The following is a 15,500-nucleotide window of genomic DNA, read 5'->3' as shown; positions in this document are numbered from 1 at the left end:
GTTCACTGACCATTCGGTTAGGAGGATGGAGATGGCGCAACGACGAGGACGGGTCCTGGTTCCCGTGCTGGCCGGTCTGCTGGTCGCCGCGGGGGTGGTGACGTTCGTGCTGCGGGAGCCGTCGCCGGTCGGGCACTTCCGGTCCGCCGACGGGTACGACCGGTTCGGCACCGCATACGACCGGGCGATGGCCGAGCTGCCGAAGCCGGACCAGGTGCTCGACCTGCGGACGAGCTTCGGGGTGGTCCGGCTCTACCGCTGGACCGGCACCGCGACGGGAACGCCGCCGGTGGTGCTGCTGCCCGGCACCTCGGCCTCGGCGCCGATGTGGGCGGACAACGTGCCCGCGCTGCTCCGGTTCGGCGACGTCTACGCGCTGGACATGATCGGCGAGCCCGGCCGCAGCGTCCAGGAGCGGCCGATCACGTCGGGCGCTGACCAGGCGCGCTGGCTGGACGAGGCGCTGGCCCAGTTGCCCGAGGAGAAGGTGCTGCTGTTCGGGGTGTCGCTGGGCGGCTGGAACGTGCTGAACCATGTCGTGCACCGGACCGGGAAGGTGGCCGGGGCGGTGGTGCTCGATCCGGCGGGGTCGTTCAACGACCTGCCGCTGTCGGTGATCCTGCGGTCCATCCCGGTGTCGCTGCCGTTCGCGCCGAAGAGCTGGCGGGACGACTTCAACAGCTGGACGGCCAACGGGGCGTCGGTCGAGGACGTACCGGTGGCTGACCTGATCGAGGTCGGCATGCAGAGCTACGCCAAGCAGCTGCCGGCCCCGGCCCGCTTCCCGGCCGAGCAGCTCGCCGCGATCGACGTACCGGTCCTGGTGATCATGGCCGGGAAGTCCGTCATGCACGACTCGGCGGAGGCCGCCCGGGTCGCCGAGCAGACCCTGCGGCACGGCACGGTCAAGGTCTATGCGGAGGCGTCGCACGCGATCAGCGGTGAGTATCCGCAGGAGATCGCCGATGATCTTGCTGCTTTCGCCAAAGGCCTGTGATGGCAGCGAAGAGGACGACCTTCACGGAGCAGGCCCGGCGGACGCAGCTGGTCGAGGTGACGATCGACCTGGTCGCCCGGCACGGCTACGCGGGCACCTCGCTGCAGCGGATCGCTGACGCCGCCGGGATCACCAAGGCTGCCGTGATCTACCACTTCGCCAGCAAGAACGCGGTGATCAAGGCCGCGTACGACTTCGTCGTCGCCGGCGTGGTCGAGTACGTCGGCGCCCGGGTCGAGGCGGCAGCCGATCCGGCCGGCGCCGTCGAGGCGTACCTGACCGGCATGATCGACTACGTCGCCGCCCATCCGGCGCAGGCCCGGCTGCTCACCGAGACCATGATCGAATCCGGCGCGAGCGAGGCCGCCGGGAACCCCGATCCGTCGGCCAAGAACGCGGCCCTGGTGACCTTGATCAAGTCCGCCCAGCGGTCCGGCGCGTACCGCAAGAACCTCGACCCGGACTGGCTGGCGACCATCCTGGGCGGTGCCGCCGACGGCATCGCCGCCCGCTTCCTCACCGACGATCCCGCCCCCGACCCGGCCGCCGCGACCGCGGAACTACTGGCCCTGCTGCGCCGCGGTGCGACCACCGAATTGCGTTGACGCTCCGCGCCGGGTGCTGCGACCGTGTCCCGATGGCCACGTCCGTCCGGATCGGCACCGCGCTGGCCGATGTCGCCTTCGTCACCCGGCATGCCTTCGCCGCCGACCGGCGGTCGGCGACCGCCTTCGCGGTCCTCTCGCTCGTCCTGGCCGCGCTGCCGGCGGCCCAGGTCGCGGCGATCGCGACCTTGATCAACAGGCTCCGGGAGGCGTCCGGCCTCGGCGAGCTCGCGGTGCCGCTGCTCGTCGTCGTGGTCGCGGTCGCCCTGGCCACGCCGTTGACGGCCGTCGCCTCCGCCGTCGAGGAACGCGCCATGTTGAGCACCGAACTGCGGCTGCAGTCGATGCTGGCCGAGGCCGTCGCCCGGCTGGCGCCGTCCCGGCTCGCCGATCCCGCGGTGGCCGCCGAGGTGGAAGGTCACACCCACTCCGTCATCGACGCGGTCTCGCACGTCTACGGCCGGGTGGTCTCCGGGCTCGGTTCGGCGGCGGCCGCGGTCGCGGTGGTGATCACCGTCGCCTCGATGAGTCCGGTGGCGGCGTTGCTCGTCGTCCTGGCCACCGTGCCGGTGATCTTGGCCGGCCGGTACGTGAGCCGGGCGGCCGAACGGATGTGGGCGCTGCTCGGGCCCGCCTATCAGCGCGACCGGTATCTGCGCGAGACGATGAGCCGGCAGCGGTCGATCACCGAGCTGGCCAGCCTCGGCACGAGCCACCGGCTGGCCGCCATGGTGATCGCCCAACAGACCCGCACCATCGAGGCCCGGAACCTGACCGTACGGGCCCGGATCCGGTCCCAGCTGCTGGTCGGGCTGAGCGGCATCGTGCTGCTCGGCGCCGCCGTGCTGGCGATCATCGTCGGGCTCGATTACGGCCCGGACGCCGTCGCGGGCATCTACGGCGTGATCGCCGCGATGGGCGCGAGCGCGGCGGGCAGCGTGAGCCTGGCCGAGGTGCTGCAGTTCCTGCCCAGGACGACCGCCGTCCGCACCTTCCTGGCCGACGCCCCGCCGGCGCGGCCGCATCCCATCGCGACGTCGGCCCGGACGCTCCGGGTCACCGGACTGCGGCACCGCTACGCCGACCGGGACACCGACGCGGTCGCCGGGATCGGCTTCGAGGCCCACCGCGGCGAGATGATCGCGCTGGTCGGCGTCAACGGGGCCGGCAAGACGACCACCGTGCAGGCGATCCTCGGCCTGATCGAACCCACCGCCGGACTCGTCACGGTCGACGGGCGGACCCGGGTGGACCTCGGCGAGGCCGCCTGGCTCGGGCAGTTCGGCCTGCTGACCCAGGAATTCGGCCGGTACGAGTTCACGGTGCGCGACGCCGTCGCCCTCGGCCGGCCCGACGAGGACTTCACCGACGACGAGCTCTGGGCGGCCCTCGACGCCGCCCGGGCCGGCGACTTCGTCCGGACCATGCCGGACGGGTTGGACACCCAACTCGGCGAGCAGTGGGGCGGCGTCGGCATCTCCGGCGGGCAGTGGCAGCGCCTCGCCCTGGCCCGGATCCAGTTGCGCGCGGCGCCGATCTGGATCCTCGACGAACCCACCTCGGCGATCGACGCCGAGGCCGAGCAGGAGGTGTTCGCCGAACTCGGCCGCAACCGGGACGACCGGATCACCATCGTCGTGTCCCATCGAGCCTGGACCCTGCGGGCGATGGACCGGATCAACGTGATCGACAACGGCGAGATCGTCGAAGCCGGCAGCTACGCCGACCTGGTCGCCGCCGGCGGCAGGTTCGCGGCCATTTTCGCTGAGCAGGCCTGACCGCCCAGACGGTCAGGAATCGGCGGGTTCGATGTCGGTGTGGCCGAAGTCGTTGCCCTTGAACAGCAGTGGACGTTTCCGGCACTTGGCCAGGGCGTAACTGAAGCAATCGGCGTAATCGAGGCGGGCCGGTGACCCGGACCGCCGGCCATAGGTCAGGTAGGCCAGGCGCGCCGCGGCCAACTGATCTTCGTCGACCGATGCCACCGATGCACCCACCAGCCCGAGGAGTTTGTCCAGGGCGTTCTGCCGGGTTGGGCCGAGCACGATCGACGCCTCGAGGACGGTGGCCGCGGAGATCTCGATGCCCGCCGCCGAAGCCATCAGGTTGGCGAACCGCTCAGCCTCCGGCTCTAGTTGCAGGACGGCGACGACCGCCGAGGTGTCGAGGATCACCGCGGCAGCCCGTGCTCGTCATAGAGGTCGGCATCGGTCAGGATGTCGTCGGCGCGGGGGGTCAGCCGCGCGAGGGCCAGGATCTCCTGAGCGGTGGCCGCACTGGCACTCCGCTCCCGGCCGAGTGCTTCGGTGGGTCAGCCCTTCGTCGCGCCTGCGGTCATGCCGGCCACGATGTAGCGCTGGGTGAACAGGGCGATGATCATGATCGGTACGGTGATGATCACCGAGGCCGCCATCAGGCCGCCCCAGTCGATGCTGGCGTACGCGATGAAGTTGAAGATCGCCACCGGCAGGGTGCGGGTGTTCTCGCCGGACAGCACCAGGGCGAACATGAAGTTGTTCCAGGAGAAGATGAAGGCCAGGATGCTCGCGGTCGCGATGCCCGGGGTGGACAGCGGCAGCGTGATCCGGGCGAACGCGGCCAGCGGGGTCAGGCCGTCGACCTGCGCCGATTCCTCGAGCTCCTCGGGGATCTGGTCGTAGTAGCCGATCATGATCCAGACGATCAGCGGCAGCGTGACGAACATGTGCGACAGCACCAGGGCCGAGTAGTTGCCGACCAGCCGCAGGTTGGCGAACACGTAGAACCACGGCACCAGCAGGCTGACCCCGGGGATGATCCGGGCCAGCAGCACGACCCCGGCCGAGCCACCCATCCGGAACCGGCTCATCGCGTACGCGGCGGGCACGCCGAGCAGCAGCGACAGCAGGGTGGACAGGGCACCGACGACCAGGCTGTTGCCGATGAACGGCAGGAAGTTCTGCTGGCCGAACACGGTCCGGAAGTTGTCCAGCGTCGGCGTGAAGATCAACGTCTTGGACGGGTCGGTGATGTCGAGGCTGCTCTTGAACGCGGCCAGCACCATCCACAGCAGCGGTACGGCGAAGCCGATCACGATCACCGCCAGCGCAACGCCGCGGCCGATCCCGAGCCAACGCTTCCGGGTCATGGTGCCGCCTTTCCTCGCCGCAGCACGAGCACGGCGACCACCGCCACGATCATCAGGAAGAAGATGATCAACACCGCCGACGAGAGGCCGTACTCGTTGTAGTCGAAGCTGAGCCCGTACGCGTAGATGTTCAGGGTCTCCACCTCGTGCGCCGAACCGCCGCCCTTGCCCTTGGTGGCGTACAGGATGTCGAACGTCTTCAGGGCGTCGATGCTGCGCAACAGCACGGCGGCGATCACCGTCGGCGCGAGCAGCGGCAGCGTGACGAACCAGAACCGCTGCCAACCCGACGCCCCGTCCACCCGGGCCGCCTCGTCCGGTTCACCGGGCAGCGCGGTCAGTCCGGCCATCAAGATCAGCGTCACCATCGGCGTCCACTGCCAGACGTCGACGAAGATCAACGTCGGTAGGGCCTGGTCCGGATCGGAGATCCAGCCCTGGGCCGGGATCCGGATCAGCTCCAGGAACTGGTTCGCCGCGCCGATGGTCGGCTCGAAGATCAACAACCACATCATGCCGACCGCGACGGGTGTCGCTACCAGCGGCAGCAGGATCGCCACCCGGACCAGGCCCTGGCCGCGGAACGGCCGCCACAGCAGCAGCGCGATGATCATGCCGAAGATCACCTCGAGCGCGATCGCGCCGACCGTGAACAGCACCGTCCGGCCGACCGCCGGCCAGAACCGCTCCACGTCGGTCAGCACCTCGGCGTAGTTGGCCAGCCCGATGAACGTCTTGTCGGCCCGCACCGAGCCGGACGCGTCGGTGACACTGAGATAGAGCGTCCAGGCCAACGGGAACGCCAGCATCGCCACCACGAAGATCAACGCCGGACCGGCCAGCACCCACTTCCGGTGCCGGTTCAGGAACGCCGACAATCCGCCCACGCGCCCCGAGCTGCCGCCGCCCACGCGCCCTGAGCTGTCGCCGCCCACGCGCCCTGAGCTTGTCGAAGGGCGGTTCGACAGGCTCACCGCACGTTGATCACTCATCGGCGCTCCTTCGCCAGCAGTTCGTCGTACTCCTCGGCCGCCTTGGTCGCGGCGGCCGCGATGTCGCCGCCCTGCTGGCCGACGACCAGCGGGCCGCCGACGATGTCGCGGGCCTGCGGCACCTTCATCACCCGCGGCCGGTCATGGCCGACCGAGCCGTTGAAGCTGTCCTTGATCACCGAGACCAGCTCGGGCGGCAGGTCGGCGGTCGCGGACGGGTCGTCCCAGACCGAGGTCCGGGCGCTCGGCGTACCGGCCTGCTGCATCCGCAGCGTGATCTCCGGCGAGGTCGCCCACTGGATGAACCGCCAGGCGTTCTCCTGATGCTCCGAGACGTCGTTGATCCCGAGCGCCCAGGACGTCACGTTGTACGGCTTCGATCCGGCGCTGCCGGCCGGGAAGCGGGCGAACCCGACCTGGTCGGCGACCCGCGACTTCTCCGGGTCGGTCACGTTGGCGAACAGGCTGTCGGCGTCGGTGAGGAACGCCGCCCGGCCCTGCTGGAACACGGCGAACGCGTCCGGCCAGTTCATGTTGGAGGTGCCCGGCGGGCCGGATTCGCGGAGCAGGTCGGTGTAGACCTGGTAGGCCTTGACGGCCTCCGGCGAGTCGAGCGTCGAGGTCGTACCGTCGTCGAAATCGCCGCCGCAGGAGAACAGGTAGCTGGAGAACTGGGTCACCGCCGGCGACCGCTGGCCGCGGCTGACGAACCCGAACGTGTCCGGCACCCGCGCCTTGACCTGAGCAGCATCGGCGACCAGCTCGTCCAGCGTCTCCGGCGGACCGTCGATCCCGGCCCGCTGCAGCAGGTCCGCGTTGTAGTAGAGGATCTCCCGCTCGGTGATCAACGGCGCCCCGTAGGAGCGGTCGCCGTCGCTGACCGCGCCCCGGGCCGACTCCATGAAGTCGTCCCACCGGTAGGCCGGGTCGCCGGTCCGGTCGGTCACGTCGGCCAACCACTTGTTGTGGATGAACTGGCGGCCCTCCTGCAGCGGCCGGAACATCATCACGTCGATGTCGTCGGTGCCGGCGTTGAGCTTCACGTTGTACTGGTCGGACAACTGGCTCTCACCGAGGGTGCTCACCGTGACGTCCAGCCCGGTCTCCGCCTCGAACTCGCCGATCAGCTCCTGGATCGCCGTACTCCAGACGTGGTTGGCCAGCGTCACCTTGACCTGCTTGGCCCGGGCGGCGTCCTCGCCGCAGCCGGCCAGCGCAGTGATCAGCAGCAGCACCCCGAACAGGGCGGAAATGCGTGTCGTGGTCCGGCCCACAGTGCTCCGATCCTCGTCGATTCGGAAATTCCGGCCCCCGTACGGAATTCTTCTCGGATTCCTTACGTTCAACTAGCCTAGTGCCCTTGCCCCGATGGGGTACGCTCACGCCCGCGCCGCATCCGGCGCCCAGGGAATCCGGCATTCAGGAGCGAACCTTCCGCATGAGTGTTTCGTCCGCCCAGTCAGACCTCACCCAGTCCGAGATCACGCAATCCGAGATCGTCCAGGCCGAGATCGCCGCCGAACAGGCCCACGTCAGCACGCTCTACGACCGCCTCGATCACCTGCGCCGGCAGGCCGAGGAGCAGCTCGCCGGCACCATCCGCGCCGCGACCTCCGACACCGATCAAGGGGTACGGGAGCGCCAGCACTTCGCCGAGCGGCTGGCCCAGCGCGCCGCCGGCCTGACCGCCGCCGAGCGCGGCCTGGTGATCGGCCGGCTCGACACCGACACCGACGACCGCTTCTACCTGGGCCGGATCGGGCTCGCCGACGACGACGCCGAACCGATGCTGATCGACTGGCGGGCGCCGGTCGCCGCCGCTTTCTACCGGGCCACCCCGGCCGAGCGGCTCGGCATCCGGCGGCGCCGGCACCTCCACCTGCGGCAGCGCGAGGTGGTCGGGATCGACGACGACGTCCTGGACTTCACGGCCGTTGACGGCGACGGGCAGCTGGCCGGTGAGGCGGCGTTGCTGAACGCGCTGCGGCAGGCCCGGACCGGCCGGATGGCCGACATCGTCGCGACCATCCAGGCCGAGCAGGACAAGATCATCAGGTCCGGGCTGTCCGGCATCCTGGTGGTCGAGGGCGGGCCCGGCACCGGTAAGACGGTGGTGGCCCTGCACCGCGCCGCGTACCTGCTCTACACGCACCGGGATCGCCTTGCCGACAAGGGAATCCTGGTGATCGGCCCGAACCGTACCTTCCTCCGCTACGTCGAGCAGGTGCTGCCCGGGCTCGGCGAGACCGACGTCGTCCTCGGTTCGATCGGCGACCTCTACCCGCCGCTGCGGACCGCCGCGACCGACCCGCCGGCCACCGCCGTGATCAAGGGTGACCCGCGGATGGTCGACCTGGTCGCGGCCGCCGTCGTTGATCATCAGCGCTATTCCGAGGACGGGCTGACGGTCCGGGTCGGCGACGAGGAGCACAGCCTGGACGCGGACTTCTGCCGCACACTGCGGGACCGGGCCCGGGAGCGCGCCGAGCATCTGCAGCTGTCGCACAACCGGATCCGGCCGTTCGTGGTCGAGCGGCTGCTCGACGAACTCGTCGGCCGCGAGCTCGACCGGCTCGAGAAGATGATCGACGAGGTCGACGTACCGGAACTGATCGAGGGCGAGGAGGACCTGGACCTGCGCGGTTTCCTCGACCCGAAGGGCATGCGCGCCAACCTGGCCCAGTCCGAGGCATTCTCCCGCGCCGCCGACCTGATCTGGCCGGAGCTGACGCCGGAGCGGCTGCTGACCGAGCTCTACACCGACCCCGACTTCCGCAACCGGGTCGCGACCGTCCTCACCGATCCCGAACGCGCGGCCCTCGCCCGCCCGGAACCGACGCCTTCCCCGCGCACCGAGCCGACTTCTTCCGCGCGCACCGAGCCGACTTCTTCCACACGCACCGAGCCGATCTCTTCCACGCGCCCTGAGCCGACCGCTTCCACGCGCCCTGAGCCTGTCGAAGGGCCCGAGCCCGATTCCCTGCCGCACCCCGAGCCCGACTCGCCCACGCGCCCTGAGCTTGTCGAAGGGCCCTGGACCATCTCCGACGTACCCCTCCTGGACGAGCTCGCCGAACTCCTCGGCCCAGCCCAGGAACTGCTCGATCGCGAGGCGGCCGAGCGGCGCCGGGTCCAGGCGCAGCGCGACTCGGAGAGCCTCGAGCTGGACCTGGCCGCCGCCGAGGCCGCCGAGCTCGCCCTCGAATACGCCGACGAGGACCACGGCGAGATCATGATCGAGGGCTCCGAGGTGCTGTCTCGCTACTACGACGAGGGCATCATGGAGCCGCTCGCCGACCGTGCCCGCCGGGACCGCGAGTGGGCCTACGGCCACGTGATCGTCGACGAGGCCCAGGAACTGTCCCCGATGGCCTGGCGGATGCTGGCCCGGCGCTGCCCGACCGGCTCGATGACCGCGGTCGGCGACCTGGCCCAGGCCGCCGCCCCGGACAGCCCGCAGTCCTGGGCCGCCGCCCTGGACCCGGTCGCCGCCGGCCGCTGGCGCCGCGAGGCCCTCACGGTCAGTTACCGCTCGACCGGCCCGATCCTGGAGTACGCGAACGGCATCCTGGCCGCCGCCGGCTCCGACGCGACGGCCCCACGAGCCGCCCGCCCCGACGGCGACGAGCCGTGGACGTGGGCCTCCAGCGGCGATCGGCTCGGCCGAGATTTGCCGAACCTGCTCGCTCAGGAACAAGATCAACTTGGTGAGGGCACCATCGCGGTGATCACCACGGCGGACCGGATCGAGGAGTGCCGGGACCACTGTGGGGGAGCCGCGACGTTCGCCGATGAAGAGTTCCTCGACGCTCCGGTCGCGGTGCTCACCCCGGAGCAGGCGAAGGGCCTGGAATTCGACGGCGTCATCATCGTCGCCCCGGAAGAGATCCTGGTCGCCGACCGCCGCGGTGTCGCCGATCTCTACGTCGCCACCACCCGCCCAACCCGCCGCCTGGGCCTCCTTTCTCTTGCCGCTTTTTCCTTGTGAGGGTCCTGGGGAAGATTCGGCCGGGACTAACCGGCCGGATCTTCCCCACTGAGGGCGTGCGTCTCCGTTGTCGGAGCATATGGGCGCGGCTCTCCCTCGTTGAGTCCAGCCGCTGGCTTATCCGGTATAGCTGCAGCCGCTGCAGATCCGGCGAGAATCGGATAAGTACGACCCAGGCAATGGCCGCAGTGAGCCACATCAGACCGCCGTAGAGTGCGATGGCGATCATCAGTTCCACGCTGTCGCCTGCGGCGAAGGCGACGGGATATCCGGTGATCAAGCCAGCAGTCGCTACCGGGAGCAGCAGATTAGAGGCGATGCTGAGGACCTTCACGCCGCCGCTGGTACTGGCCTTGATCACTGCCATATCGACTGCGGCGGTGATCAGAACGACGAATGCAAGACCCTCGCCTAGCCCAGACAGGATGAGGAGTGCCGCCACCGGCCTTGCCTCGACATCTCCGCCACGCAGCCGGATGATCGCCAGCGGCACGACTGTCAGAAGTACGCCTACGACCACTCCCGCTATTCCCAGTCGGACCATGGGCATCGTCGGCTTGACCGTCCCCGGGTAGCCCAGCGCAGAACGCAGCCGGCTCTGAGTCGTCAGAAGCGCGATTATGGCGCGCTGATTCGCGTCGAGCGAGTAGCGAAGAGCCGTCGGCGTCGGCCGTGCGGCCACGACGAGTGCTGCGAACAGGAAGGCGATCATGACAAGAAATCCAGCAGCCGCGAACTCTGGCGAGCCTGACGTCATCTGTGTCCAGAAGATGATCCACGCGAGCACGGCAGTGGCCCACAGCGCGATCACGGTCAGCGATTCGAGCAGGATCCGCGGTGCGGCTTCGTCCTCGTGAACGACTGGTTCTCGGCGGGCATCATCAAAGATCATCGCGAGGAACAGACTTATGGCCACGGCCGCGGTGCCAGCGAGGTAGCCGCCAGGATCCCAACTCGGTGGAGGTTCGACCGTAAGAAGTGACCGGGCGATGTCGGCCGTAGGCGCTCCGTACCGTATGGACTTCCAGAATGCCCAGATGGACGTGCCAATCCAAAAGGAGAGGAAGATTGAGAGGAAGACGTGACCCCAGAGTTGCCGGAGGGCGTGGCTCATCTTCGATGGCTCGTACTGAGTGATTTCCGGCGCTGGTCGAATTCTTCGGAACCAGCGGTGCTCGGTGGCACTTGGCCTTGTCGAAGAAGTTGTTGACTTGTCCATCCGCTCAAGGATGAAGGCCGATCCGAGCCCATGAGGGGCGAAACGCCGAGTGCTCCGCTGGGAGACCTCGCCGGAATACCCGGTGACGCCTTTCCAGGGCATCGCCTCAGGCCGGTGGGCCCAGGACGGCTTTGAGCAGGCCCGGGAAGCGTTGCTCGAGGTCGTCCTGGCGGACCCGGATGATCCGCTTCCGTCCCTCGGCCACGGTGGAGGTGAGGCCGGCCTCGCGCAGCACCCGCCAGTGATGCGAGACGGTCGAGGCCGTCACCGGCATGCGACTTGCGATCGCGGCGCAGTCGATCGGCTCGCCGTTGGCGTACAGGTCGCGCATGATCTCGAGCCGGACCGGGTCGGCGAGGGCGCTCAGCACGTTGCTGAGGTCGATGGAATCGACCGTCGGCTGGGGGAGCCGGCGGCCGCGGGCCGGGGTCTCAGGTGCCTCAGAACTCTTTGACACTCATCGAACAATACTCTAGCTTGATCATGTGATTGTTCGACAAGCATCGAATAATGTTCGCGACTCGGGGGCTCCGCCGGGGATCGGCACCTTCCAGCTCGGGATGCTGGCGATCGGTACGTTCACGCTCGGCATGGACGGCTTCGTTCTGAGCGGCCTGCTGCCCGAGATCGCGGCCGACCTGCGGGTCGATGTCGCGGCGGCCGGGCAGTTGACCACGATGTTCTCCGTCGCGTACGCGCTCGGGTCGCCGGTGATCGCCACGGTCACGGGGCGGCTGGACCGGCGCCTGGTGCTGGGCGTGGGCATGATCATCTTCCTGGTCGGGATGATCGGCCAGGCGGTCGGGCCGACGTACCTCATCGTGGCGATCAGCCGGGTCCTGGCCGCACTGGGCGCCGCGGCGTTCCAGGCCAACGCCTACGCCGTCGCCGGCCTGCTCGCGGCACCCGGCCGCCGGGGTCGGGCGCTCGCGGCGATCGCTGCCGGTACGACGGTCTCGACCGTGATCGGCGTACCGTTCGGCGTCCTGATCGGGCAGTGGTGGGGTTGGCGCGGCGCCATGTGGGTGATCGCCGGGCTGGCCGTGCTGTCCGCGGTGGTGGTGCCGATCCTGCCCAAGGTGCACCTGCCGCCGACCTCGCTGCGGGACCGGGTCCGGGTGCTGGCCAAGCCGAACGTGCTGGCCATCCTGGGCGGCACGGTGCTGGTCCTGATCCCGGGCTTCCTCGCGTTGGCCTATCTCCCGGTGATCGTCGCGCCGGTCGCCACCGGGGTGGTCCTGGTGGTGCTGCTGGTGGTCCGCGGCGCCGGTCAGGTCGTCGGCAACCAGGTGGCCGGGCGGCTGGTCGATTCCCGCGGTGCGCTGCCGGTGATCTTGGTCGGTGCCGCCGTGTCGAGTGCGGCGTTCCTGATCTTGCAGCCGCTGACCCACTCGCTGCCCGCGGTGATCGTGATCATGCTCGTGATCGGCCTCGCGACCGGCGTCTCGATCGTGCCCCAGCAGCATCGGCTGTTCGCCGCGGAGACCGAGGCGCCGACCGTGGCCCTCGGGCTGAACGGTTCGGCGATCTACGCCGGTGCCGCACTCGGCTCCGGCCTCGGCGGCCTGGTCGTCGCGACCCTCGGTGCCGGCTGGCTCCCCCTGGCTGCCGGCCTCGCCGGCCTCGCCGCCCTCTCCCTGATCTGGTTCACGGCCCCCGAACGCCAACGTGGAAATCTCGGCCGGGTCTGATGCCTCGGAGTTTCCACACACGGAGCCTTGTCCTTGTCCTGCAGGCGGCGGGTGGGGTTAGCCTGCGCGCATGACGAACCTGACGACGGCAACGGCGCTGGTCGCGGCGATCGAGGCGGGCGCGGTCGGCGAGCGGTTGCGGCCGTACTTCCATCCCGACGCAGAACAGGTCGAGCACCCGTCGCCGATCACGCCGCTCGGCCGGACCCGGGAGCTGGCGGCGATGCTCGCCGCGTCGGTCGAGGGTGCCGAACTGATGGCGTCGCAGCGCTACGAGGTGACCTGGGAGGCTGAGCTCGGCGACCGGGTCGTGCTGCAGTTGGAGTGGACCGGCGTGCTCGCGAAGGCGCTCGGGGCACTGCCGGCCGGGCACGAGCTGCGGGCCGACGTGGCGATGTTCCTCACCTTCGACGAGGCGGGCTTGATCATCCGGCAGGAGACGTACGACTGCTATCGGCCGCTCGCTGCCTGATCAGAACAGCGTCGCCTGCGGATCCACGGTCGCGGCGGGCGCCGGAACGATCAGCTGCCGCCGGCCCGGCCGGTCGAAGCCGTGCCGCCGGCGCAGCGGAGCCACCTTGGCGGCAAGCGCCTCCCGGTAGTCCTTCGGTGCGTACGATCCGCGCCGGTACAACGCCCGGTAGCGCGGCAGCAGGTCGGGCCGGGTCCGCTCCAGCCAGCCGTAGTACCACTCCCGGACGCCGGGCTTGAGATGCAGGGCGCCGACGTGCAGGTCGGTGGCGCCGGCCTCGCTGAGCCGGCGCAGTGCGGTGTCGAGTTGATCAACTCTGTCGGTCAGGTACGGCAGCACCGGCATCACCAGCACCGTGCAGTCGAAACCATGATCACGAATCGCCCGGACCAGGCCCAGCCGGGCCTTGGTGGTCGGCGTCTGTGGCTCGACGGAGTCCCGGATCGCGTCGTCGTACATGGCGATCGACACGGCCAGGCTGACCGACACCCGCTGGGACACCTCTGCCAGCAGGTCGAGATCGCGTTGCAGCAGGGTGCCCTTGGTCAAGATCGACACCGGCTTGCCGTGGTCGGCGAGGCTGCCGATGATCCCGGGCATCAGCCGATAGCGCCCCTCGGCCCGCTGGTACGGATCCGTGTTGGTGCCCAGGTTGACCCCGCCGACCCGATCACCGAGCCGGCCGAGCTCCTGCCGCAGCCGCTCGACGATGTTGATCTTGACCACGATCTGGGTGTCGAAGTCGGTGCCGACGTCGAGATCGAGATAGCTGTGCGTCGGCCGGGCGAAGCAGTAGACGCAGCCGTGCTGACAGCCGCGATACGGATTGATCGTCCAGGCGCTGGGCATGATCGCGCTCTGCGCCGACACCTGATTCAGCGCCGACCGGGCGAGCACCTCGTGGAACGTGATCCCGGCGAACTCCGGCGTCCGGACGCTCCGCACCAGCCCGCTGAACTGCCCCAGGCCGGGCAGTGCGTGCTCGTCGACTGCATCCACCCGACGACCTTCCCAGCGCATTGATTGAGTCGAACACAAGTTCGAATCAATGTCAATCGTGCCGCTCGTCCTCGCGCAGGAAGGTGCGGATCGCGGTGAGTACGGTCGCCGCCGGATGCCGTCGTCGCGGCGGCTCGGTTACCGTCGACTCGGTCGCGCCGCGGACGGCCTCGGCCATCGCCGCATAGCCGGCCACGGTCGGATGCAGATGATCACCGGGGTCGAAGTCGGCCCGCAGCCGGGCCGGGTTGCGGCCGTCCCGGAGCACCGCGTCGAAGTCGATCACCGCGTCGAACGCACCGCCGGTCCGGATCCACCGGTTCGCCTGCCGTCGTTGGGATTCGCCGGCCCGAGTGAAGCCGCGCGAGTCGCCGTACGGCGTCAGGGTCGCCCCGATCACCAGCAGCCCCGCGGCCCGGGCCCGTCGGGTCAGCTCGGCGTACCCCTTGATCAACTGCGCCGAACGGACCGTCCCGCTGCTCCGGATCAGGTCGTTGATGCCGATCAGGATGATCACGGTACGAACGCCGGGCCGGGTCAGCACGTCGCGGTCGAAGCGGCTCAGGGCGCTCGGTCCGGAGCCGTCCCGGAGCAGGGCGTTGCCGCTGATCCCGGCGTTGAGGACGGCCAGCCGCTGGCCCGGCTCGCCGAACTGCTCGGCCAAGCGGTCCGGATAGCTGGTATCGGCATCGATCGACGCCTCCTCGCAGCAGCCCTCGGTGATCGAATCGCCGAACGCGACGACGGCGCCGGCGGACCGGGTCAGCACGTCGACCCCGGCCAGGAAGTACGTCGACGTACCCACGCCGGCGAACCGGTCGGCCCGCCGGTCCGCCCCGGCGTCGCCCGCGGCCAGGAAGGTGGTGGCCCAGCCGCGCCGATGCCAGGTGGCCGGCCCGGTGGGTTCCGGGAAGTAGAGGCTGACCAGCAGATGGGCCCGATCCGGTACGGCCAGCTCGACCGGGTCCGACAGCACCTCGACCCCGGCCGGGATCGTCGTCGTCCGCCGGCCGCCGAAGGTCAGCGGGACCGGCCGCCCAACCGTGGCGGCCCCGGACGGGCCGAGCCGGCGGGCGATCGACGCCGATCCGACGCGCAGCGGCCGGTCGCCGAACACGTTGGTCAACCGGACCCGGACCAGGTCGCCGCCGAGCGACAGGTCGACCACCTGGCGCAGGGTCTGGTCGGCGAAGCCGGTGGCCGCCGGGCCCTGGGTTCCGGGTTGTTCGGCGGCGGTCATCCAGCTGCCGACCCAGTCGTACTCGCTGCTGCCGGAGCTCGGCTGGCCGGGGATCTCGACGACCGCGGCCGTGGCGGTCGGGACGGCCCCGAACAGGAGGACAGCGAACGCGAAGACCGCCGTGGCGATGCGTACTGACACCCGAGGCATCGTGAACCCCCGTCCGGCCG

13 protein-coding genes are annotated in these 15,500 nt (G+C 69.7%); 6 read left to right on the top strand and 7 right to left on the bottom strand.

Annotated features, from left to right (window positions below; translation table 11 throughout):
* Nucleotides 1–31 precede the first annotated feature (31 nt).
* The 3 genes from ACFQU4_RS04690 to ACFQU4_RS04680 are packed head-to-tail and all read left to right on the top strand — an operon-like array spanning nucleotide 32 to nucleotide 3,380.
* Entirely contained in the window at nucleotides 32–997 is a 966-nt protein-coding gene (locus ACFQU4_RS04690) for an alpha/beta fold hydrolase (RefSeq protein WP_377487559.1), read from the top strand.
* Nucleotides 997–1,602, top strand: a complete 606-nt coding sequence (locus ACFQU4_RS04685; RefSeq protein ID WP_377487557.1) for a TetR/AcrR family transcriptional regulator — start codon at nucleotides 997–999, stop codon at nucleotides 1,600–1,602. The genes ACFQU4_RS04690 and ACFQU4_RS04685 overlap by 1 nt, the downstream gene beginning before the upstream one ends.
* A gap of 32 nt (nucleotides 1,603–1,634) precedes the next feature.
* Entirely contained in the window at nucleotides 1,635–3,380 is a 1,746-nt protein-coding gene (locus tag ACFQU4_RS04680) for an ATP-binding cassette domain-containing protein (RefSeq protein WP_377487555.1), read from the top strand.
* A gap of 12 nt (nucleotides 3,381–3,392) precedes the next feature.
* On the opposite strand, the gene ACFQU4_RS04675 is transcribed toward ACFQU4_RS04680, so the two are convergent.
* From ACFQU4_RS04675 to ACFQU4_RS04660, 4 genes are all read right to left on the bottom strand, one after another.
* A complete protein-coding gene (locus ACFQU4_RS04675; protein WP_377487553.1) occupies nucleotides 3,393–3,776 on the bottom strand; it encodes a type II toxin-antitoxin system VapC family toxin in 384 nt (127 codons plus the stop codon).
* 137 nt (nucleotides 3,777–3,913) lie between these two features.
* Nucleotides 3,914–4,729: a carbohydrate ABC transporter permease gene (locus ACFQU4_RS04670; protein ID WP_377487551.1), complete on the bottom strand. Its 816-nt coding sequence runs from the start codon at nucleotides 4,727–4,729 to the stop codon at nucleotides 3,914–3,916.
* The gene (locus ACFQU4_RS04665) at nucleotides 4,726–5,616 is read right to left on the bottom strand and encodes a carbohydrate ABC transporter permease (protein WP_377487549.1); all 891 of its coding nucleotides are present in this window, start codon (nucleotides 5,614–5,616) and stop codon (nucleotides 4,726–4,728) included. Before ACFQU4_RS04665 ends, ACFQU4_RS04670 begins: the two co-directional genes overlap by 4 nt.
* Before the next feature lie 101 nt (nucleotides 5,617–5,717).
* A complete protein-coding gene (locus ACFQU4_RS04660; RefSeq protein WP_377487547.1) occupies nucleotides 5,718–6,995 on the bottom strand; it encodes an ABC transporter substrate-binding protein in 1,278 nt (425 codons plus the stop codon).
* Nucleotides 6,996–7,159: 164 nt separating this feature from the next.
* Between ACFQU4_RS04660 and ACFQU4_RS04655 the strand changes: the two genes are divergently transcribed.
* Entirely contained in the window at nucleotides 7,160–9,709 is a 2,550-nt protein-coding gene (locus ACFQU4_RS04655; protein ID WP_377487545.1) for a hypothetical protein, read from the top strand.
* A 1,325-nt stretch (nucleotides 9,710–11,034) separates the two neighbouring features.
* Here the strand turns inward: ACFQU4_RS04655 and ACFQU4_RS04650 are convergent.
* Nucleotides 11,035–11,385, bottom strand: coding sequence for an ArsR/SmtB family transcription factor (locus ACFQU4_RS04650; protein WP_377487543.1), 351 nt, complete (start codon nucleotides 11,383–11,385; stop codon nucleotides 11,035–11,037).
* Between the two features lie 28 nt (nucleotides 11,386–11,413).
* On the opposite strand from ACFQU4_RS04650, the gene ACFQU4_RS04645 reads away from it, so the two are divergent.
* A complete protein-coding gene (locus ACFQU4_RS04645) occupies nucleotides 11,414–12,619 on the top strand; it encodes an MFS transporter (protein ID WP_377487541.1) in 1,206 nt (401 codons plus the stop codon).
* Nucleotides 12,620–12,689: 70 nt separating this feature from the next.
* A complete protein-coding gene (locus tag ACFQU4_RS04640) occupies nucleotides 12,690–13,091 on the top strand; it encodes a nuclear transport factor 2 family protein (RefSeq protein WP_377487540.1) in 402 nt (133 codons plus the stop codon).
* On the opposite strand, the gene ACFQU4_RS04635 is transcribed toward ACFQU4_RS04640, so the two are convergent.
* Nucleotides 13,092–14,111, bottom strand: coding sequence for an Rv2578c family radical SAM protein (locus ACFQU4_RS04635; protein WP_377487539.1), 1,020 nt, complete (start codon nucleotides 14,109–14,111; stop codon nucleotides 13,092–13,094). It lies immediately after the preceding gene.
* Between the two features lie 31 nt (nucleotides 14,112–14,142).
* Nucleotides 14,143–15,471: a GDSL-type esterase/lipase family protein gene (locus ACFQU4_RS04630; protein WP_377487537.1), complete on the bottom strand. Its 1,329-nt coding sequence runs from the start codon at nucleotides 15,469–15,471 to the stop codon at nucleotides 14,143–14,145.
* Nucleotides 15,472–15,500 lie beyond the last annotated feature (29 nt).

This window comes from Microlunatus sp. GCM10028923 (assembly GCF_042666975.1).
Taxonomy (GTDB): Bacteria; Actinomycetota; Actinomycetes; order Propionibacteriales; family Propionibacteriaceae; genus Microlunatus.
Note: the sequence above shows the minus strand (reverse complement) of the source record. Positions and strands in the feature narration are given on the sequence as shown.

Coding starts and splice junctions, on each gene's coding strand:
- ACFQU4_RS04690 (WP_377487559.1), top strand. CDS start 32: ATGGCGCAACGACGAGGACGGGTCCTGGTTCCCGTGCTGGCCGGTCTG.
- ACFQU4_RS04685 (WP_377487557.1), top strand. CDS start 997: ATGGCAGCGAAGAGGACGACCTTCACGGAGCAGGCCCGGCGGACGCAG.
- ACFQU4_RS04680 (WP_377487555.1), top strand. CDS start 1,635: ATGGCCACGTCCGTCCGGATCGGCACCGCGCTGGCCGATGTCGCCTTC.
- ACFQU4_RS04670 (WP_377487551.1), bottom strand. CDS start 4,729: ATGACCCGGAAGCGTTGGCTCGGGATCGGCCGCGGCGTTGCGCTGGCG.
- ACFQU4_RS04655 (WP_377487545.1), top strand. CDS start 7,160: ATGAGTGTTTCGTCCGCCCAGTCAGACCTCACCCAGTCCGAGATCACG.
- ACFQU4_RS04640 (WP_377487540.1), top strand. CDS start 12,690: ATGACGAACCTGACGACGGCAACGGCGCTGGTCGCGGCGATCGAGGCG.
- ACFQU4_RS04635 (WP_377487539.1), bottom strand. CDS start 14,111: ATGCGCTGGGAAGGTCGTCGGGTGGATGCAGTCGACGAGCACGCACTG.